This window comes from Burkholderia sp. BCC1638, from assembly GCF_902833195.1.
In the GTDB taxonomy this organism is placed as follows: domain Bacteria; phylum Pseudomonadota; class Gammaproteobacteria; order Burkholderiales; family Burkholderiaceae; genus Burkholderia; species Burkholderia diffusa.
Genome location: NZ_CADFEC010000021.1, coordinates 77,161 through 96,939 on the forward strand (window position 1 = coordinate 77,161; position 19,779 = coordinate 96,939).

The window sequence follows — 19,779 nt, forward strand, 5'->3', positions numbered from 1 at the left end:
ATGCCAAAACGCACAGACATCAAAAGCATCCTCATCATCGGCGCCGGCCCGATCATCATCGGCCAGGCTTGCGAGTTCGACTATTCGGGCGCGCAGGCTTGCAAGGCGCTGCGTGAAGAGGGCTACAAGGTCGTCCTCGTGAACAGCAACCCGGCGACGATCATGACCGACCCGAACACGGCCGACGTCACCTACATCGAGCCGATCACGTGGGAAGTCGTCGCACGCATCATCGAGAAGGAGCGCCCGGACGCGATCCTGCCGACGATGGGCGGCCAGACCGCGCTGAACTGCGCGCTCGACCTGCACCACCACGGTGTGCTCGAGAAGTTCGGCGTCGAGCTGATCGGCGCGTCGCCGGAAGCGATCGACAAGGCGGAAGACCGCCAGAAATTCAAGGAAGCGATGACCAAGATCGGTCTCGGCTCCGCGAAGTCGGGCATCGCGCACTCGATGGAAGAAGCGACCCAGGTGCATGCCGAGATCATGGCCGGCACCGGCGGCAGCGGCTATCCGGTCGTGATCCGTCCGTCGTTCACGCTCGGCGGCTCGGGTGGCGGCATTGCGTACAACCGCGAAGAGTTTGAAGAGATCTGCAAGCGCGGTCTCGACCTGTCGCCCACGCGCGAGTTGCTGATCGAAGAGTCGCTGCTCGGCTGGAAGGAATACGAGATGGAAGTCGTGCGCGACCGCGCCGACAACTGCATCATCGTGTGCTCGATCGAAAACCTCGACCCGATGGGCGTGCACACCGGCGACTCGATCACGGTCGCGCCGGCGCAGACGCTCACCGACAAGGAATACCAGATCCTGCGTAACGCATCGCTCGCGGTGCTGCGCGAGATCGGCGTCGACACCGGCGGCTCGAACGTGCAGTTCTCGATCAACCCGAAGGACGGCCGCATGGTCGTCATCGAGATGAACCCGCGGGTGTCGCGTTCGTCGGCGCTCGCGTCGAAGGCGACCGGCTTCCCGATCGCGAAGGTCGCGGCGAAGCTGGCGGTCGGCTACACGCTCGACGAGCTGAAGAACGAAATCACCGGCGGCCAGACGCCGGCATCGTTCGAGCCGACGATCGACTACGTCGTCACGAAGATCCCGCGTTTCGCGTTCGAGAAGTTCCGCGAAGCCGATTCGCGCCTGACCACGCAGATGAAGTCGGTCGGCGAAGTGATGGCGATCGGCCGTACGTTCCAGGAATCGTTCCAGAAGGCGCTGCGCGGCCTCGAAGTCGGCGTCGACGGTCTCGACGAGAAGTCGACCGACCGCGACGAGATCGCGATCGAGATCCACGAGCCGGGCCCGGACCGCATCTGGTACGTCGGCGATGCATTCCGCATCGGCATGACCGCCGAGGAAATCTTCGCGGAAACCGCGATCGACCCGTGGTTCCTCGAGCAGATCGAGCAGATCATCCTGAAGGAAAAGGCGCTCGCGGGCCGCACGCTCGCGTCGCTGACGTTCGACGAGCTGCGCTTCCTGAAGCAGAGCGGCTTCTCCGACCGTCGACTCGCGAAGCTGCTCGGCGCGACGCCGGAAGACGTCCGCCGCCGCCGCGTCGAACTGAACGTGCGCCCGGTCTACAAGCGCGTCGACACCTGCGCGGCCGAGTTCGCGACCAAGACGGCCTACATGTACTCGACCTACGAGGAAGAGTGCGAGGCGCAGCCGACCACCAACAAGAAGATCATGGTGCTGGGCGGCGGCCCGAACCGGATCGGCCAGGGCATCGAGTTCGACTACTGCTGCGTGCACGCGGCGCTCGCGATGCGCGAGGACGGCTACGAAACGATCATGGTCAACTGCAACCCGGAAACGGTGTCGACCGACTATGACACGTCCGACCGCCTGTACTTCGAGCCGCTGACGCTGGAAGACGTGCTCGAGATCGTCGACAAGGAAAAGCCGGTCGGCGTGATCGTCCAGTACGGCGGCCAGACGCCGCTGAAGCTCGCGCTCGACCTCGAGGCACACGGCGTGCCGATCGTCGGTACGTCGCCGGACATGATCGACGCGGCCGAAGACCGCGAACGCTTCCAGAAGCTGCTGCAGGACCTCGGCCTGCGCCAGCCGCCGAACCGCACCGCACGCGCCGAAGACGAAGCGCTCGCACTGGCGGCCGAAATCGGCTACCCGCTCGTCGTGCGCCCGTCGTACGTGCTGGGCGGCCGCGCGATGGAAATCGTCCATGAGCCGCGCGACCTCGAGCGTTACATGCGCGAGGCCGTGAAGGTGTCGAACGATTCGCCGGTGCTGCTCGACCGCTTCCTGAACGACGCGATCGAATGCGACGTCGACTGCATCTGCGACGGCGAGTCGGTGTTCATCGGCGGCGTGATGGAACACATCGAGCAGGCGGGCGTCCACTCGGGCGACTCGGCATGCTCGCTGCCGCCGTACTCGCTGTCGAAGGAAACCGTTGCCGAACTGAAGCGCCAGACGGGCGCGATGGCGAAGGCGCTGAACGTGGTCGGCCTGATGAACGTGCAGTTCGCGATCCAGCAGGTGCCGCAGGCGGACGGTTCGAAGCAGGACATCATCTACGTGCTCGAAGTGAACCCGCGCGCATCGCGCACGGTGCCGTACGTGTCGAAGGCGACCAGCCTGCCGCTCGCGAAGATCGCGGCGCGCGCGATGGTCGGCCAGAAGCTCGCGCAGCAGGGCGTGACGAAGGAAGTCGAGCCGCCGTACTTCAGCGTGAAGGAAGCGGTGTTCCCGTTCGTCAAGTTCCCGACCGTCGATCCGGTCCTCGGGCCTGAAATGCGTTCGACCGGCGAAGTGATGGGTGTCGGCCAGACGTTCGGTGAGGCGCTGTTCAAGTCGCAGCTCGCGGCGGGCTCGCGCCTGCCGGAGTCGGGCACGGTGCTGCTGACCGTGATGGACGCCGACAAGCCGAAGGCGGTCGAAGTCGCGCGCATGCTGCACGACCTCGGCTACCCGATCGTCGCGACCAAGGGCACGGCTGCCGCGATCGAAGCGGCCGGCGTGCCGGTGAAGGTCGTCAACAAGGTGAAGGACGGCCGTCCGCACATCGTCGACATGATCAAGAACGGCGAGATCGCACTCGTGTTCACGACGGTCGACGAGACGCGCCAGGCGATCGCCGATTCGCGTTCGATCCGCATGAGCGCGCAGGCGCACAAGGTCACGTACTACACGACAATGTCGGGCGCGCGCGCGGCCGTCGAAGGCTTGCGCTACCTGAAGGATCTGGAAGTCTATGATTTACAAGGTCTTCATGCTCGCCTAAACTAAGCGTTCAGTTACCTGTCGAAGCAACACGTGCCGCGATTAAGCGGTGTTTCCGGTTCGCCGGAAATGCGCTTAATCGCGGTGATTTTTTTTATAGCCGTTTTTAGCGATTGAGCCGTTTATGAGCACCATTCCGTTGACAAAGCGTGGCGCAGAGCAACTGCGCGATGAATTGCAGCGCCTCAAGTCCGTCGAGCGGCCGGCCGTGATCAACGCGATCGCGGAGGCCCGCGCACAGGGCGATCTGTCCGAAAACGCCGAATACGACGCTGCGAAAGAAAAGCAGGGCTTCATCGAGGGTCGCATCGCGGAAATCGAATCGAAGCTTTCGGCCGCGCAGGTCATCGATCCCACCGTGCTCGACGCTGAAGGCCGCGTGGTCTTCGCATCGACGGTCGAACTCGAGGATCTCGAGTCCGGCGACACCGTCAAGTACCAGATCGTCGGCGACGACGAAGCCGACATCGATCACGGCCTGATCTCGGTCAGCTCGCCGATCGCGCGCGCGCTGATCGGCAAGTCCGAAGGCGACGTCGCGGCCGTGCAGGCGCCGAGCGGCGTGCGCGAATACGAAATCATCTCGGTCAGCTACATCTGAAGCGGGGCGACGTGATGCCGCATCGCGTGTTCCGTCTGCTGTCGGCCGTGTGGGTCGGCAGCCTGCTGACGATCGGGTATGCGGTCGCGCCCGTGCTGTTCAAGACGCTGGAGCGGATGACGGCCGGCTCGGTCGCTGCCCAGTTGTTTCGCATCGAGGCGATCCTCGGTGTCGTATGCGGCGTGTTGCTGCTCGCGCTGTCGAACCAGCAGGTGCGGCGCGGCAGCGGCGATTACCGGCGCGTGCGCTGGATCGTCGCGGCGATGGTCGCGTGCGTGCTGGTCGGGTATTTTGCGCTGCAGCCGTTCATGAACGCGCTGCGGGTGGCCGCGATGGAGGCGGGCACCGATATCGCGAACTCGCCGTATGCGAGCCGCTTCGGGATGCTGCACGGCGTGTCGAGCCTGTTCTATCTCGTCGAGAGCGTGCTGGGGCTGATGCTGATCTGGCGTTTGCCGGCGCGAGACGCCTGAACGGCGTGTGCGCCGCACCGGCAGGGCGGCACGGGGTGCCCCGTGCCGCGCGGCAGGATTACTTGCCTTGGTGCGGCCGCTTCGTGCTGGCCTGACGCTTTTTCGCACGCTTCACGGTGCCGCCCGCCGTCACGCGCTCGTTGCCGCGCACCGTGACCTTTACCGGCCTCGGACGGCGCACGGGGCTCGCGTTCGGCGACACCTTGACGACCTTGACGGTGCGCGGCGCACGGCCTTTCTTGTCGTCGACGGCTTCGGCCGCGCTCGGCAGCGCGCCGGCACGACGGCCGCGGGCCGGGGCCGCCACGGCAGCCTCGGGCTTCCAGATCACCAGCAGCTTGCCGATGTGCTGGATCGGCGCCGCGTTCAGGCGGTCGCAGATCTCGTCGTAAATGGCGACGCGCTCGTCGCGCTCGTCACCGAACACGCGGATCTTGATCAACTGGTGCGCGGCGAGGTGCACCTTGATTTCCTTCAGCACGGCGTCGGTCAGCCCGTCGGCGCCGATCAGCACGACGGGCTTGAGCGCATGGGCCTGGGAGCGCAGCGCGGAGCGCTCGGCGGGGGAAAGCGAAAGGGCGGGCATGGAAATGTCGAAATCTAAATAGGGGCGCGCTGCATCAGAAGCGAATCGCGGGAAGTTACCGCATCAGCCGCGCGCCGAAACCACGTAAAATCGCGGCTTGGGCCCGGAAGGGGCCGCAGCCGCGCGAAGAAGACGCGTATTATCCGCCAAAAGCACGGCTTCACGAAGCAAATAGCAGCAATCTCTCTCTCGAATGGCAAAAAACCGCTTTAACCAGCACTGGCTGCACGACCACATCAACGACCCGTACGTCAAAATGGCGCAGCGGGAGGGCTATCGCGCGCGTGCCGCGTACAAGCTGAAGGAAATCGACGAGCAGGACAAGCTGATCCGTCCGGGCCAGGTGATCGTCGATCTCGGCGCGACGCCGGGCAGCTGGAGCCAGTATGCCCGCAACAAGCTCGCGCAGGGCAAGAAGCGTGACGCGGAGCGCGAAGGCGGCATCGACGGCACGATCGTCGCGCTCGACATCCTGCCGATGGAACCGATCGCCGACGTCCACTTCCTCCAGGGCGACTTCCGTGAGGACGAGGTCCTTCACCGGCTCGAGGAAGTGCTCGAAGGCCGCTCGGTGGACCTTGTTATTTCGGACATGGCCCCCAACCTCTCGGGCGTGGCCTCGGCGGACGCGGCGCGCATCGAGCATCTGTGCGATCTGGCGCTCGAATTTGCGCAGAATCATCTGAAGCCGGAAGGTGCGCTGCTCGTGAAGTGTTTCCACGGCAGCGGCTACAGCCAGATCGTCGAAAAGTTCAAACAGCAGTTTAAGATCGTCGCGCCGCGCAAGCCGAAGGCGTCCCGCGACAAATCGTCCGAAACGTTCATTTTGGGCCGGCAACTGAAGCATCCGCGGTGACGCGGGGCGCGGTGCCGCAAACGGGCTCCGGCCCTTGCCAGACAAGCGAAGCGCTATCGCGACGGTTGTCAATGCTTATGGCAGGGGTGGTCGGACTGGATTAGAATGACCGAGGAGCGCCGCAAGGAAAATGTAGGCGCTCGTCTACGAGTGAAGGAGTGGTGCTTTGAACAACAATATGTTTTCGAAGGCAGCAGTGTGGCTGGTGATCGCACTGGTGCTGTTTACGGTGTTCAAGCAGTTCGACAAGCCCCGCGTCCAGGAAGGTGTGTCCTATTCGCAGTTCATGGACGACGCCAAGAACGGCAAGGTCAAGAACGTCATCGTGCAGGGGCGCAACCTCACCGTCACTCCGGCTGATGGCCAGAAATACCAGATCGTGTCGCCCGGCGACATCTGGATGGTCGGCGATCTGATGAAGTACGGCGTGCAGGTCAGCGGCAAGGCCGATGACGAGCCGAACGCGCTGATGTCCGCGTTGTACTACCTCGGGCCGACGATCCTGATCATCGTGTTCTGGTTCTACATGATGAGGCAGATGCAGGGAGGCGGCAAAGGCGGCGCATTTTCGTTCGGGAAATCGCGTGCGCGGCTGATCGACGAGAACAACAACGCGGTGAACTTCTCCGACGTCGCAGGCTGCGACGAAGCGAAGGAAGAAGTGTCCGAGCTCGTCGACTTCCTGCGCGACCCGCAGAAATTCCAGAAGCTGGGCGGTCGCATTCCGCGCGGCGTGCTGCTCGTCGGCCCTCCGGGTACCGGCAAGACGCTGCTCGCCCGCGCGATCGCCGGTGAAGCGAAGGTGCCGTTCTTCAGCATCTCGGGTTCCGACTTCGTCGAAATGTTCGTCGGCGTCGGCGCGGCCCGTGTGCGCGACATGTTCGAGCAGGCGAAGAAGCACGCACCGTGCATCGTGTTCATCGACGAAATCGACGCGGTCGGCCGTCATCGCGGCGCCGGCATGGGCGGCGGCAACGACGAGCGCGAGCAGACGCTGAACCAGATGCTGGTCGAGATGGACGGCTTCGAAGCGAACTCGGGCGTGATCGTGATCGCCGCGACCAACCGTTCCGATGTGCTCGACAAGGCGCTGCTGCGTCCGGGCCGTTTCGACCGCCAGGTCTATGTCGGCCTGCCGGACATTCGCGGCCGCGAGCAGATCATGCGCGTGCACCTGCGCAAGGTACCGATCGCGAACGACGTCGACGCGGCGGTCATCGCACGCGGCACGCCGGGCTTCTCGGGCGCCGATCTCGCGAACCTCGTGAACGAAGCGGCGCTGTTCGCCGCCCGCCGTGGCAAGCGCATCGTCGAGATGCAGGATTTCGAGGACGCGAAGGACAAGATCTTCATGGGTCCGGAGCGCAAGTCGGCGGTGATTCGCGAAGAAGCGAAGCGTGCGACGGCTTACCACGAGTCGGGCCACGCTGTGATCGCGAAGCTGCTGCCGAAGGCCGACCCGGTGCACAAGGTCACGATCATCCCGCGCGGTCGCGCGCTGGGTGTCACGTGGCAGCTGCCCGAGCATGACAATGAGACGTACTCGAAGGACTACCTGCTCGACCGTCTGGCGATCCTGTTCGGCGGCCGCGTGGCCGAGGAGCTGTTCCTGAACCTGATCAGCACCGGCGCGTCGGACGACTTCAACAAGGCGACGCAGACGGCGCGTGCGATGGTGGCGCGTTTCGGCATGACCGACGCGCTCGGACCGATGGTCTACGTCGACGACGAGAACGACAGCGGCCCGTTCGGCCGCGGCTTCACCCGCACGATCTCGGAAGCGACGCAGCAGAAGGTCGACGGCGAAATCCGCCGCGTGCTCGACGAGCAGTACGGCCTTGCGCGTCGCCTGCTCGAAGAGAACCGCGACAAGGTCGAGGCAATGACAGCCGCGCTGATGGAGTGGGAGACGATTGACGCCGATCAGATCAACGACATCATGGAAGGGCGTCCGCCGCGCTCGCCGAAGAGCTCGCCGGCCGTTGGCGGCGATTCCTCGGGTGGCGGCACGGCCGCCGAAGTGAAGCCCGGCAACGCGCCGGCGCCTGCTTCGCCGGCCTGACCTTCGCCGTAGCACCGTTCACGGGCTGGTGTGGCTTCACACCGGCCCGTTTTGCATTCATCAACACCTCCCGCCCGTGCCTGAATCCGCAGTTTCAGCCTCCATTCCCGCGCCGCTCCAGTGCGGCCGTTTCTCGCTGACGTTCGAACGCCCGCGCGTGATGGGCATTCTCAACGCCACCCCCGATTCGTTTTCCGACGGCGGCCGCTTCCTCGCGCGCGACGATGCGCTGCGCCAGGCCGAGCGGATGATCGCCGAAGGCGTCGACCTGATCGACATCGGCGGCGAGTCGACGCGCCCCGGTGCGCCGCCCGTGCCGCTCGACGAGGAACTCGCGCGCGTGATCCCGCTCGTCGAAGCACTGCGGCCGTTGAACGTGCCGCTGTCGATCGACACCTACAAGCCTGCCGTGATGCGTGCGGCGCTCGCTGCCGGCGCGGATATGATCAACGACATCTGGGGGTTCCGCCAGCCGGGTGCGATCGACGCGGTTCGTGAAGGTAACAGCGGACTGTGCGCGATGCACATGCTCGGCGAGCCGCAGACGATGCAGGTCGGCGAGCCCGACTACGGCGACGTCGTGACCGACGTGCGCGACTTTCTCGCCACACGCGCACAGGCGCTGCGCGACGCGGGCGTCGCAGCGGAACGGATCTGCGTCGATCCCGGGTTTGGATTCGGCAAGGCGGTGGTCGACGACAACTACGCGCTGCTGGCCGCGTTGCCGGACACGGCGCCCGCGCGGCCCGACGGGCGCGCATATCCGATTCTCGCGGGCATGTCGCGCAAGTCGATGCTCGGCGCGGTGATCGGCGGCAAGCCGCCGATCGAACGCGTCGCGGCGAGCGTCGCGGCAGCATTGTGCGCAGTCGGGCGCGGCGCGGCGATCGTGCGTGTGCACGACGTCGCGGCGACGGTCGATGCGCTGAAGGTCTGGAACGCCGTGCGCGAAGCCGCGCGGCAACGATAAGTCAGAAGTCAGAAAGACGAAGGAGGAAGGTTCGCCATGGGACGTCGATATTTCGGCACGGACGGCATTCGCGGCACGGTGGGCGAGGCGCCCATCACGCCTGATTTCGTGTTGCGTCTCGGCTATGCGGCCGGCAAGGTGCTGGCCGGCGCGGCCGACGTCGCGGCGGGTGCGCGTCCGACGGTGCTGATCGGCAAGGACACGCGCGTGTCGGGCTACATGCTCGAGGCCGCGCTCGAGGCCGGTTTTTCGGCGGCTGGCGTGGACGTGATGCTGGCCGGCCCGATGCCGACGCCGGGCGTCGCGTACCTGACGCGCGCGCTGCGCCTGTCGGCCGGTGTCGTGATCAGCGCATCGCACAACCCGTATCAGGACAACGGGATCAAGTTCTTCTCCGCCGACGGCAACAAGCTGCCGGACGATACCGAGGCCGAGATCGAGGCATGGCTCGACAAGCCGCTCGAATGCGCGTCGTCGGACCGGCTCGGCAAGGCGCGTCGCCTCGACGACGCGGCCGGCCGCTACATCGAATTCTGCAAGAGCACGTTCCCGGCCGCATACGACCTGCGCGGGCTGAAGCTCGTGATCGACTGCGCCCACGGCGCCGCGTACCAGATCGCGCCGCACGTATTCCACGAACTCGGCGCGGACGTCATCCCGATTGGCGTCGCGCCGAACGGCTTCAACATCAACGACGGTGTCGGCGCAACGGCGCCCGACGCACTGGTGCGTGCGGTGCGGGCGAACCATGCGGACCTCGGCATCGCGCTCGACGGCGATGCGGACCGCCTGCAGGTCGTGGATGCGACGGGCCGGCTGTACAACGGCGACGAATTGCTCTACGTACTCGTGAAGGACCGGATTGCGACCGCCGGCAAGGTCGACGGCGCGGTCGGCACGCTGATGACGAACCTCGCGGTCGAGGTCGCGCTGCAGCGCGAGGGCGTGCAGTTCGTGCGGGCGGCCGTCGGCGATCGCTACGTGCTCGAACAGTTGCGCGAGCGCGGCTGGCAGCTCGGTGCGGAAGGCTCGGGCCACATCCTGTCGCTCGACCGCCATTCGACCGGCGACGGCATCGTGTCGGCGCTGCTCGTGCTGGCCGCGCTCAAGCGCAGCGGCCGCACGCTTGCACAGATGCTTGACGGCGTCACGCTGTTCCCACAGAAGCTGATCAACGTGCGGATGAAGCCGGGTGCCGACTGGAAGGGCAGCGCATCGATTCGCGCGGCGATCGACGCAGCCGAAAGCGCGCTCGCCGGCCGCGGCCGAGTGCTGATCCGCGCATCGGGCACCGAGCCCGTGCTGCGTGTGATGGTCGAGGCCCAGCATGCGGCGGACGCGACCCGCCACGCGGAAGCGATCGCCGACGCGGTGCGCGCGGCGACGAGCTGAGCCGAATCGGTGACGGCGCGCGACCGGTCCGGCCGTGCGCGCGCCGCCTCTCCGATGATTCGACAAGCGGCGCCCTCGGGCGCCGCAATTCGTCAGACGCAAAGGTTTGCGCTATTAAATAGAGGATGACTTCGGCGCGGATTTCGTCTGACGCAAGAAAACATCCGACCCTGAATCGTGATGACCGCCGCAAAGGGTTTCCTGCCCCATGTGCGGTGAACACGATTCGCTCCGGACCTCGCATCGGCGGGTGCCGCACAGCCCTTCCTGACCGGCAATTCTTGCCGTCATTTCCCGCCGCGCTGCCCCTGCGCGGCCGCCCGCACAGGGCCCGATACACCCTTTCAACCAGTCATGTTACTGTCACGCCAGTTTCATCGATTGTCACATTATCGTCATGAGGAGCCCCTAACCTTCGCGGTGCCGTAGTCATCCGCTCACACACTGGAGGTCTCATGAAATTGATGCAAACCGCGATTGCCGGCCTGACTGGCGCGCTTTTCGCAGTCGCCGCGCAAGCTGCCGACATCACGGGCGCAGGCAGCACGTTCGCGATGCCGATTTATACGAAATGGGCTGCTGACTACCAGCAGGCCGGCGGCGCGAAGGTGAACTACCAGGGTATCGGTTCGTCGGGCGGCCTCAAGCAGATCAACGCGAAGACGGTCGATTTTGCCGGTTCGGACGCTCCGTTGAAGGATGAAGAACTCGCGAAGGAAGGCCTGTTCCAGTTCCCGACGGTGGTCGGCGGCGTGGTGCCGGTCGTCAACGTGCCGGGCGTGAAGGCCGGCGAACTGACGCTGTCGGGCCCGGTGCTCGGCGACATCTACCTCGGCAAGATCAAGAAGTGGAACGACCCGGCGATCGCCGCGCTGAACCCGAAGGTCAAGCTGCCGGATACGGACATCGCGGTCGTTCGCCGTGCTGACGGCTCGGGCACGAGCTTCATCTGGACGAACTACCTGTCGAAGGTCAACGACGAGTGGAAGTCGAAGATCGGGGAAGGCACGACGGTCAACTGGCCGACGGGCACGGGCGGCAAGGGCAACGACGGCGTCGCGGCCTTCGTGCAGCGCCTGCCGGGCGCGATCGGCTACGTCGAGTGGGCGTATGCCAAGAAGAACAACATGACCTATACGGCCCTGAAGAACTCGACGGGCACGGTGGTCGAGCCGAAGACCGAAACGTTCAAGGCCGCTGCTGCCGGCGCGAACTGGTCGAAGTCGTTCTACCAGATCCTGACGAACCAGCCGGGCAAGGAAGCATGGCCGGTCGTCGGCGCGACGTTCGTGCTGCTGCACGCGAAGCAGGACAAGCCGGAGCAGGGCGCCGAAACGCTGAAGTTCTTCAGCTGGGCGTTCAAGAACGGCGAGAAGGCAGCCGACAGCCTCGACTACATCTCGCTGCCGGCGACGGTCGAGACGGAAATCCGCAAGCAGTGGAAGACGAAGGTGACGGACGCATCGGGCAAGCCGGTCGCCACGGAGTAAGCAATCCAGCGGTTCGCTGCCCGGCCGTGCCGGCCGGGCAGTGCGTGCGGTAAGGCCGGGCGTCACGGCGCCCGGCGATCCAGAACAGGCGCCCATGTCTGATATTTCCTACACGTCTTCCCGGTCCGATGCCGCGCAGCAACGCGCGCCGAGCCGTCTCGGAGACGTTCTGTTCGGCGGCCTCGCACGGCTGGCCGCGATCGTGACCCTGCTGCTGCTGGGCGGGATCATCGTTTCCCTGATCATTGCGTCGATGCCGACCATCCAGAAGTTCGGCCTCGGCTTCTTGTTGCAAACCGAGTGGGATCCGAACTCGGATATTTACGGCGCGGTCGTGCCGATCTACGGCACGATCGTGACGTCGCTCATCGCGCTCGTCATCGCGGTGCCCGTCAGCTTCGGCATCGCACTGTTCCTCACCGAATTGTCGCCCGTGTGGCTGCGTCGCCCGCTCGGCATCGCGATCGAGCTGCTCGCCGCGATTCCGTCGATCGTGTACGGCATGTGGGGCCTGCTCGTGTTCGCGCCGATCTTCGCCGAATACTTCCAGAAGCCGATCGGCCGTCTCTTCAAGGACGTGTGGGTGCTCGGTCCGCTGACGTCGGGCCCGCCGATCGGCATCGGCATTCTCGCGGCCGGCGTGATCCTCGCGATCATGATCATCCCGTACATCGCGTCGGTGATGCGCGACGTGTTCGAAGTCACGCCCGTGCTGCTGAAGGAATCGGCTTACGGGATCGGCTGCACGACGTGGGAAGTGATGTGGAAAGTCGTGCTGCCCTACACGAAGACCGGCGTGATCGGCGGCGTGATGCTCGGCCTCGGCCGCGCGCTCGGCGAAACGATGGCCGTGACCTTCGTGATCGGCAACACCAACCTGCTCGACAGCGTGTCGCTGTTCGCGCCGGGCAACAGCATCACGTCGGCGCTCGCGAACGAATTCGCGGAAGCGCAACCGGGCCTGCATACGTCCGCGCTGATGGAACTGGGCTTGATCCTGTTCGTGATCACGTTCATCGTGCTGTCCATCTCCAAACTGCTGCTGCTTCGTCTCGAGAAGGGAGAGGGCAAGAAATGAGCGAGCCCGTCATGAATTTCCCGGGACCGAATGGCGCCGCGCTCGACGCGATGCGCAACCGCCTGCAGCGCAAGCGCAAGGTGACCAACGCGATCGCGCTGACCGCGTCGCTCGCCGCGATGGCGTTCGGCCTGTTGTGGCTCGTGTGGATTCTCTACACCACGGTGCATCTCGGCGTCGGCGGTCTGTCGCTGCAGCTGTTCACCGAATCGACGCCGGCACCGAACACGGAAGGCGGCGGCCTGGCGAACGCGATCGTCGGCAGCCTGCTGCTGTGCGGTTTCGGCACGCTGGTCGGCACGCCGATCGGCATCCTCGCGGGCGTCTATCTTGCCGAATACGGCCAGAAGAACCTGCTGGCGAGCACGATCCGCTTCATCAACGACATCCTGCTGTCGGCGCCGTCGATCGTCATCGGGCTGTTCGTCTACGCGATCGTCGTCGCGAAGTCGGGGCGCTTCTCGGGCTGGGCCGGCGTGATCGCGCTGGCGCTGCTGCAGATTCCGATCGTGATCCGCACGACCGAGAACATGCTGAAGCTGGTGCCGAACGCGCTGCGCGAAGCAGCCGTCGCGCTCGGCACGCCGAAGTGGCGGATGGTGTTGAAGATCACGCTGCGCGCGTCGGTCGGCGGGATCGTGACGGGCGTGCTGCTCGCGGTCGCGCGGATCGCCGGCGAAACGGCGCCGCTGCTTTTCACCGCGCTGTCGAACCAGTTCTTCTCGTGGGACATGAGCCAGCCGATGGCGAACCTGCCCGTCACGATCTACAAGTTCGCGATGAGCCCGTTCGCCGAATGGCAGTCGCTCGCATGGGCGGGCGTGTTCCTGATCACGCTCGGGGTGCTCGGACTTAACATCCTGGCGCGTTCGATCTTCTCGAAAAAGTAACGGCGGAGCAATCCGATGAATATGGCAGAAAGCCACCTGAATCCCGTCGAGCGCACCGCTGCGCCCGCCGGCACGCAAGATGCGGCACATGGCCGTCCGCTGGCGCCGCTGAACGCGAAGATCGAGGTCAACAACCTCAACTTCTTCTACAACAAGTTCCACGCGCTGAAGAACATCAACCTGCGCATTCCCGAAGGGAAGGTGACGGCGTTCATCGGTCCGTCGGGTTGCGGCAAGTCGACGCTCCTGCGCACGTTCAACAAGATGTACGCGCTCTATCCGGAGCAGCGCGCCGAAGGCGAAATCCTGATGGACGGCGAGAACCTGCTGACCACCAAGCGCGACATCTCGCTGCTGCGCGCGCGGATCGGCATGGTGTTCCAGAAGCCGACCCCGTTCCCGATGTCGATCTACGACAACATCGCGTTCGGCGTGAAGATGTTCGAGAAGCTCACGCGCTCGGAGATGGACGATCGCGTCGAGTGGGCGCTGACGAAGGCCGCGCTGTGGAACGAAGTGAAGGACAAGCTGAGCCAGAGCGGCTACGGGCTGTCCGGCGGCCAGCAACAGCGTCTGTGCATCGCGCGCGGTATCGCGATCCGTCCGGAAGTGCTGCTGCTCGACGAGCCGTGCTCGGCGCTCGACCCGATCTCGACGGGCCGCATCGAGGAGCTGATCGCGGAGCTGAAGAGCGACTACACGGTCGTGATCGTCACGCACAACATGCAGCAGGCCGCGCGCTGCTCGGACTACACGGCCTACATGTACCTGGGCGAGCTGATCGAATTCGGCGAAACCGAAAAGATCTTCATCAAGCCGGTGCGCAAGGAAACGGAAGACTACATCACCGGCCGTTTCGGCTGATGACGGAGAATCACAACCATGTCGGATAAACATCTGTCGAGCCAGTTCGACGCGGACCTGAATGCCGTGTCGTCGAAAGTGCTGGAAATGGGCGGGCTCGTCGAGTCGCAGATCGTCGGCGCGATGCATGCGCTGAACGAATTCGACCGCGAGACGGCCGAGAAGGTGATCGCGGCCGAGGAAACGCTGAACGCGATGGAAGTCGACATCGACCAGGAGTGCGGCAACATCATCGCGCGGAGGCAGCCAGCCGCGCGCGACCTGCGTCTTCTGATGTCGATTTCGAAAACGATTACGAACCTCGAGCGCGCCGGCGACGAGGCCGAGAAGATCGCGAAGCGCGTGCGCCGCCTGATCGACGAGCCGGCCGCGCGTGCGGTGAACATCGCCGAGATCAAGGTGTCGGGCGAGATGGCCGTGACGATCCTGCGCCGCGCGCTCGACGCGTTCGCGCGCCTCGATACGGTGGCGGCCGCGCAGATCGTCAAGGACGACAAGGAAATCGACCTCGAATTCCGCGCGTTCGTGCGCAAGCTCGTGTCGTACATGCAGGAAGACCCGCGCACGATCTCGGTCGGCCTCGAGTACCTGTTCATCGCGAAGGCGATCGAACGGATCGGCGACCACGCGAAGAACATCGCCGAATTCATCATCTACATCGTGAAGGGCACCGACGTGCGGCACCAGCCGCGCGACACGCTCGATCGCGAAGCCAACAGTTAATCGACTCCGTAAGGAAGAACAGAGGTGCCGATGCCCAGCAACATTCTCGTCGTCGAAGATGAGCCCGCGATTTCCGAACTGATCTCGGTGAATCTCCAGCATGCCGGTCACTGCCCGATCCGCGCGTACAACGCCGAGCAGGCGCAGAACCTGATCAGCGACGTGCTGCCCGATCTCGTGCTGCTCGACTGGATGCTGCCGGGCAAGTCCGGCATTGCGTTCGCGCGCGACCTGCGCAACAACGAACGGACCAAGCACATCCCGATCATCATGCTGACCGCGCGCGGCGACGAGCAGGACAAGGTGCTCGGCCTCGAAATCGGCGCGGACGACTACGTGACGAAGCCGTTCTCGCCGAAGGAACTGATGGCGCGCATCAAGGCCGTGCTGCGCCGCCGCGCGCCGCAGCTGACCGAGGACGTCGTGTCGATCAACGGGCTGCGCCTCGATCCGGCCACGCATCGGGTTGCCGCGCACGGCGACGGCAGCGAGATCAAGCTCGATCTCGGCCCGACCGAATTCCGCCTGCTGCATTTCTTCATGACGCATCCGGAGCGCGTGCACAGCCGCACGCAACTGCTCGATCAGGTCTGGGGCGATCACGTGTTCGTCGAGGAGCGCACCGTCGACGTCCATATCAAACGATTGCGCGCGGCCTTGAAACCGGCCGGTTGCGATGCGATGATCGAGACCGTGCGCGGCAGCGGCTACCGGCTCGCCAAGCACGCGTAACGTATCCGGACATGCCGTGTGCCACGGCATGCCGTTCATTCTTTCGGGCGCTGAATCATGAACATCATCTGGGCGCGCTTTCTCGTGTCGCTCATGCTGCTCGTGCTGATCAGCGTATTGGTCGGCGTGTTCGCCGGCCCGATCGCAGGCCTCGGGTTCGCGGTCGTGATGCTGGTCGCGCAGGGCTTCTTCAGCACCTTCCATACGCAACGCCTGTGGCGTCTGCTCGATGCGCCCGTCTACGGCGAGGTGCCGAGCGCACCGGGCATCTGGGGTGAAATCTACTACCGGCTGCACAAGCTCGCGAAGCAGTGGCATGCGCAGGTGCGGCAGGTCGAGCAGCAGCATTCGCGCTTCATCCAGGCGATCCAGGCGTCGCCGAACGGCGTCGCGATGCTCGACGACCATGACCAGATCGAGTGGTGCAACGCGATCGCGGAGGTGCATTTCGGCCTCGACGCGAAGCGCGACCTGCGGCAGCACATCACGAATCTGGTTCGTCATCCGGAGTTCGTCCGCTACCTGAATGCGCAGCATTACGACGAGACGCTCGTGATGCGCGGGATGGGCGACTCGCGGCAGAACGTGCTGGAAGTGCAGGTGTTTCCGTACGGCGAGAACCGCAAGCTGCTGCTCACGCAGGACATCACGGAGCTCGAGCGGACCGACGCGATGCGGCGCGACTTCGTCGCGAACGTGTCGCACGAACTGAAGACGCCGCTCACCGTGCTGTCGGGCTTCCTCGAGACGATGCGCGAACTGCCGCTGAACGAGGAGGATCGCGCGCGCTATCTCGAGATGATGGAGCAGCAGGCGTCGCGGATGCGGCACATCGTCACCGATCTGCTGGTGCTCGCGAAGCTCGAGGGCGAAAGCAAGCCGCCGATGGATCACGCGATCGACATGCGTGCCGTATTCGACCATCTGAAGGAAGATGCGCAGACGCTGTCGAACGGGCATCACGAGATCGCGTTCACGATCGACGAGACGCTCGGCGTCACGGGCGCGCAGACCGAAGTGTTCAGTGCGTTCGCGAATCTCGTGACCAACGCGATCCGCTATACGCCGGACGGCGGCAAGATTCTCGTGTCGTGGCGGCGCGAGGGCGCGCAAGGCGTGTTTTCCGTCACCGACAGCGGCTTCGGCATCCCGGCGGCCGACCTGCCGCGCCTGACCGAACGCTTCTATCGCGTCGACCGCAGCCGCTCGCGCGATACGGGCGGCACGGGGCTCGGCCTCGCGATCGTCAAGCACGTGCTGCAGCGGCATGACTCGCACCTGTACGTGCAGAGCGAGGAAGGACGCGGCAGCACGTTCACCGCACGCTTCCCGGCCTCGCGGATCATCGCGATCCGGCCGGCGACGTTCGAAGCGTGAGCGCATGACGCGAATCGGGTGCCTCACGTCGGCATCCCGCCGCAAATAAAAAAGCACAGCCCTCGGGCTGTGCTTTTTTATTTGGTGACGCGGCACGCGAACCCGCGCGCCGCCCCGTGTTTACGAACAGAACTTCGCGAGCAGCCCGAGCTGCGCGTTGCGGATCGTCTTGCCCGCACGACGCCGGCGGTAGTGGCCGTCGCTGAGCATCTGCCAGGCCGACTGGTTGTCGCCGAGGCAGACCGACAGCCCTTCGGCGATCACGCGGCGCTTCAGCTTGCGCTCGCGGATCGGGAACGCGACTTCGACGCGGCGGAACAGATTGCGGTCCATCCAGTCGGCGCTCGACAGATAGACGTCCTCGGCGCCGTCCGCGTGGAAATAGTAGATGCGGTGGTGTTCGAGGAAGCGCCCGACGATTGAGCGCACCGTGATGTTGTCCGACAGCCCCGGCACGCCGGGCTTCAGCGCGCACACGCCGCGCACGATCAGGTCGACCTTGACGCCGGCCTGCGACGCTTCGTACAGCGCGGCGATCACCGACGGCTCCAGCAGCGCGTTCATCTTCGCGACCACGCGCGCGCGCTTGCCGGCGCGCGCGTTGTCGATCTCCGCGCGGATCGATTCGATGATGCGCGGATGCAGCGAGAACGGCGACTGCCACAGTTCGTGCAGCGTGAGCTCGCCGCCGATCCCGGTCAGTTGCTGGAAGACGTGGTGGACGTCCTCGCAGATCTTCTGATCGGCCGTCATCAGCCCGAAGTCGGTGTAGAGGCGGGCGGTGCGCGGGTGATAGTTGCCGGTGCCGAGGTGCACGTAGCGGCGCAGCGACGCCTTGCCGTTCTGCACGACGCGCCGCACGATCAGCATCATCTTCGCGTGGCACTTGTGGCCGACCACGCCGTACACGACGTGCGCGCCGACGGCTTCGAGCTGAGACGCCCAGTTGATGTTGGTTTCCTCGTCGAAGCGCGCGAGCAGCTCGACGACGACGGTCACTTCCTTGCCGTTGCGCGCGGCTTCCATCAGCGCGTCCATCAGCGGCGAATCGGTGCCGGTGCGGTAGATCGTCTGCTTGATCGCGACGACGCTCGGGTCTTTCGCGGCCTGCTGCAGCAGTTCGAGCACCGGCTGGAAACTTTCGTACGGATGGTGCAGCAGGATGTCGCCGTCGTCGATCGCGTCGAACATCGTCGGCGCGTTGACGATCGCGGGCGGGATCGATGCGGTGAACGGCGAGAACTTCAGGTCGGGGCGATCAACGAGATCGGGAATCTGCATCAGCCGCACGAGGTTCACGGAGCCGGCCACGCGATAGCAGTCCTTCTCGCCGAGCAGGCTTTCCTCGAGCAGGCGCCGCACGATATGCGCCGGCGTGTCGGCCGACACTTCGAGCCGTACCGCGTTGCCGAGGTGGCGCGCGGGCAGTTCCCCCTGCAGCGCGACGCGTAGGTTGGTGATTTCGTCCTCGTCGACGAACAGCTCGCTGTTGCGGGTGATGCGAAACTGGTTGCAGCTCTTCACGACCAGTTGCGGGAACAGTTCGCCGACGAAGCGCTGCATGAACGAGCTGAGCAGCACGAAGCCGTGCTCGAAGCCCGACAGCGCCTGCGGCATGCGCACGACGCGCGGCAGCGCGCGCGGCGCCTGCACGATGCCCATCACCGCCTGGCGGCCGAACGCGTCGCGGCCCTCGAGCTCGACGACGAAGTTCAGGCTCTTGTTCAGCACGCGCGGGAACGGGTGCGCGGGGTCGAGGCCGATCGGCGTCAGCACCGGCAGCAGTTCATCGAGGAAGTAGCGGCGCGCCCATTCGAGTTGTTCTTCGTTCCACGTGTCGCTCGCGTGGAAGTAGATGCCTTCCTGTTCGAGCGCGGGCAACACGGTTTCGTGCAGCATCGTGTACTGGCGGTGCACGAGCCGTTGCGCGCGCTCGACGACGAGGTCGTAAGCGTGCTGCAGCGACATGCCGTCGGGCGTCAGAGCGCCGGGGTTGTCGCGGATCTGTTCCTGAAGGCCGGCCATCCGGACTTCGAAAAATTCGTCGAGGTTGCTGCTCGTGATGCAGATGAAGCGCAGGCGCTCGAGCAACGGAATCTGCGGGTCAGCCGCCTGGGCCAGCACGCGCTCGTTGAAACCGAGGATGCCGAGTTCACGATTGAGAAGCGGATAACGGACGGACATCGGCAGAGTAGGGGATGATTCGGGCGATGATTCGAAAGGACGCTCGGAAACTCTCACGGTACGATGACGTGCTGATGACGATAATGTATTTATATCGGGAAATTCTACGCCTGAACCGTTTCGTCTCATAAATGTTTCGGCCATATACAATCTACCCGTGTACATGCCCGTGAAGCGTGGCAATGGCAAGCGTTCCACGCTTAAAATGTCGCCTTTGATTGATCGTCCAGCGTGGCCGGACCGGCTGCCGCG

16 protein-coding genes are annotated in these 19,779 nt (G+C 64.8%); 14 read left to right on the forward strand and 2 right to left on the reverse strand.

Features of this window, described 5'->3' with window-relative positions:
- The 3 genes from carB to HWX22_RS22630 all read left to right on the forward strand — a co-directional run bounded on the left by carB (position 1) and on the right by HWX22_RS22630 (position 4,323).
- Positions 1–3,255: a carbamoyl-phosphate synthase large subunit gene (gene carB / locus HWX22_RS22620; protein ID WP_124667607.1), complete on the forward strand. Its 3,255-nt coding sequence runs from the start codon at positions 1–3 to the stop codon at positions 3,253–3,255.
- A 118-nt stretch (positions 3,256–3,373) separates the two neighbouring features.
- The gene (greA, locus tag HWX22_RS22625) at positions 3,374–3,850 is read left to right on the forward strand and encodes a transcription elongation factor GreA (RefSeq protein ID WP_021163362.1); all 477 of its coding nucleotides are present in this window, start codon (positions 3,374–3,376) and stop codon (positions 3,848–3,850) included.
- A 14-nt stretch (positions 3,851–3,864) separates the two neighbouring features.
- Positions 3,865–4,323: a DUF4149 domain-containing protein gene (locus HWX22_RS22630; RefSeq protein WP_059523468.1), complete on the forward strand. Its 459-nt coding sequence runs from the start codon at positions 3,865–3,867 to the stop codon at positions 4,321–4,323.
- A 58-nt stretch (positions 4,324–4,381) separates the two neighbouring features.
- On the opposite strand, the gene HWX22_RS22635 is transcribed toward HWX22_RS22630, so the two are convergent.
- Positions 4,382–4,909 carry a YhbY family RNA-binding protein gene (locus HWX22_RS22635; protein ID WP_059523466.1) on the reverse strand — a complete coding sequence of 176 codons (528 nt, stop codon included), beginning with the start codon at positions 4,907–4,909 and terminating at the stop codon, positions 4,382–4,384.
- 193 nt (positions 4,910–5,102) lie between these two features.
- Here HWX22_RS22635 and HWX22_RS22640 point away from each other — a divergent pair, with 193 nt between their 5' ends.
- The 11 genes from HWX22_RS22640 to phoR all read left to right on the forward strand — a co-directional run bounded on the left by HWX22_RS22640 (position 5,103) and on the right by phoR (position 17,343).
- Complete coding sequence (locus tag HWX22_RS22640; RefSeq protein ID WP_059523464.1) at positions 5,103–5,765, forward strand: RlmE family RNA methyltransferase; 663 nt, start codon at positions 5,103–5,105, stop codon at positions 5,763–5,765.
- Positions 5,766–5,931: 166 nt separating this feature from the next.
- Complete coding sequence (ftsH, locus tag HWX22_RS22645) at positions 5,932–7,827, forward strand: ATP-dependent zinc metalloprotease FtsH (RefSeq protein WP_059465595.1); 1,896 nt, start codon at positions 5,932–5,934, stop codon at positions 7,825–7,827.
- Between the two features lie 28 nt (positions 7,828–7,855).
- A complete protein-coding gene (folP, locus tag HWX22_RS22650) occupies positions 7,856–8,797 on the forward strand; it encodes a dihydropteroate synthase (protein WP_175916436.1) in 942 nt (313 codons plus the stop codon).
- Positions 8,798–8,833: 36 nt separating this feature from the next.
- Complete coding sequence (gene glmM / locus HWX22_RS22655) at positions 8,834–10,189, forward strand: phosphoglucosamine mutase (RefSeq protein WP_059523459.1); 1,356 nt, start codon at positions 8,834–8,836, stop codon at positions 10,187–10,189.
- A 455-nt stretch (positions 10,190–10,644) separates the two neighbouring features.
- A complete protein-coding gene (gene pstS, locus HWX22_RS22660; protein ID WP_175916437.1) occupies positions 10,645–11,679 on the forward strand; it encodes a phosphate ABC transporter substrate-binding protein PstS in 1,035 nt (344 codons plus the stop codon).
- A 94-nt stretch (positions 11,680–11,773) separates the two neighbouring features.
- Positions 11,774–12,757, forward strand: a complete 984-nt coding sequence (pstC, locus tag HWX22_RS22665; protein ID WP_059815732.1) for a phosphate ABC transporter permease PstC — start codon at positions 11,774–11,776, stop codon at positions 12,755–12,757.
- On the forward strand, positions 12,754–13,647 hold the full coding sequence (gene pstA / locus HWX22_RS22670) for a phosphate ABC transporter permease PstA (protein ID WP_175916438.1): 894 nt from the start codon (positions 12,754–12,756) through the stop codon (positions 13,645–13,647). Before pstC ends, pstA begins: the two co-directional genes overlap by 4 nt.
- A gap of 15 nt (positions 13,648–13,662) precedes the next feature.
- On the forward strand, positions 13,663–14,511 hold the full coding sequence (pstB, locus tag HWX22_RS22675) for a phosphate ABC transporter ATP-binding protein PstB (RefSeq protein ID WP_059815729.1): 849 nt from the start codon (positions 13,663–13,665) through the stop codon (positions 14,509–14,511).
- 18 nt (positions 14,512–14,529) lie between these two features.
- Positions 14,530–15,234: a phosphate signaling complex protein PhoU gene (gene phoU, locus HWX22_RS22680; protein WP_059523442.1), complete on the forward strand. Its 705-nt coding sequence runs from the start codon at positions 14,530–14,532 to the stop codon at positions 15,232–15,234.
- Positions 15,235–15,264: 30 nt separating this feature from the next.
- Complete coding sequence (gene phoB / locus HWX22_RS22685; protein WP_006750313.1) at positions 15,265–15,966, forward strand: phosphate regulon transcriptional regulator PhoB; 702 nt, start codon at positions 15,265–15,267, stop codon at positions 15,964–15,966.
- A 57-nt stretch (positions 15,967–16,023) separates the two neighbouring features.
- Positions 16,024–17,343 (forward strand): phosphate regulon sensor histidine kinase PhoR, encoded by a 1,320-nt coding sequence (phoR, locus tag HWX22_RS22690; RefSeq protein ID WP_059815725.1) that lies wholly within the window; start codon positions 16,024–16,026, stop codon positions 17,341–17,343.
- A 120-nt stretch (positions 17,344–17,463) separates the two neighbouring features.
- Here the strand turns inward: phoR and ppk1 are convergent, their stop codons facing one another.
- Positions 17,464–19,527 (reverse strand): polyphosphate kinase 1, encoded by a 2,064-nt coding sequence (gene ppk1 / locus HWX22_RS22695; protein WP_059815721.1) that lies wholly within the window; start codon positions 19,525–19,527, stop codon positions 17,464–17,466.
- Positions 19,528–19,779: the final 252 nt, after the last annotated feature.

What these genes read in the sequence shown, in the direction of transcription:
- HWX22_RS22630 (WP_059523468.1), top strand. Translation starts at nt 3,865, where the DNA reads ATGCCGCATCGCGTGTTCCGTCTGCTGTCGGCCGTGTGGGTCGGCAGC.
- carB (WP_124667607.1), top strand. Translation starts at nt 1, where the DNA reads ATGCCAAAACGCACAGACATCAAAAGCATCCTCATCATCGGCGCCGGC.
- pstB (WP_059815729.1), top strand. Translation starts at nt 13,663, where the DNA reads ATGAATATGGCAGAAAGCCACCTGAATCCCGTCGAGCGCACCGCTGCG.
- pstC (WP_059815732.1), top strand. Translation starts at nt 11,774, where the DNA reads ATGTCTGATATTTCCTACACGTCTTCCCGGTCCGATGCCGCGCAGCAA.
- phoU (WP_059523442.1), top strand. Translation starts at nt 14,530, where the DNA reads ATGTCGGATAAACATCTGTCGAGCCAGTTCGACGCGGACCTGAATGCC.
- glmM (WP_059523459.1), top strand. Translation starts at nt 8,834, where the DNA reads ATGGGACGTCGATATTTCGGCACGGACGGCATTCGCGGCACGGTGGGC.
- phoR (WP_059815725.1), top strand. Translation starts at nt 16,024, where the DNA reads ATGAACATCATCTGGGCGCGCTTTCTCGTGTCGCTCATGCTGCTCGTG.
- ppk1 (WP_059815721.1), bottom strand. Translation starts at nt 19,527, where the DNA reads ATGTCCGTCCGTTATCCGCTTCTCAATCGTGAACTCGGCATCCTCGGT.
- HWX22_RS22640 (WP_059523464.1), top strand. Translation starts at nt 5,103, where the DNA reads ATGGCAAAAAACCGCTTTAACCAGCACTGGCTGCACGACCACATCAAC.
- phoB (WP_006750313.1), top strand. Translation starts at nt 15,265, where the DNA reads ATGCCCAGCAACATTCTCGTCGTCGAAGATGAGCCCGCGATTTCCGAA.
- pstA (WP_175916438.1), top strand. Translation starts at nt 12,754, where the DNA reads ATGAGCGAGCCCGTCATGAATTTCCCGGGACCGAATGGCGCCGCGCTC.
- greA (WP_021163362.1), top strand. Translation starts at nt 3,374, where the DNA reads ATGAGCACCATTCCGTTGACAAAGCGTGGCGCAGAGCAACTGCGCGAT.
- HWX22_RS22635 (WP_059523466.1), bottom strand. Translation starts at nt 4,909, where the DNA reads ATGCCCGCCCTTTCGCTTTCCCCCGCCGAGCGCTCCGCGCTGCGCTCC.
- pstS (WP_175916437.1), top strand. Translation starts at nt 10,645, where the DNA reads ATGAAATTGATGCAAACCGCGATTGCCGGCCTGACTGGCGCGCTTTTC.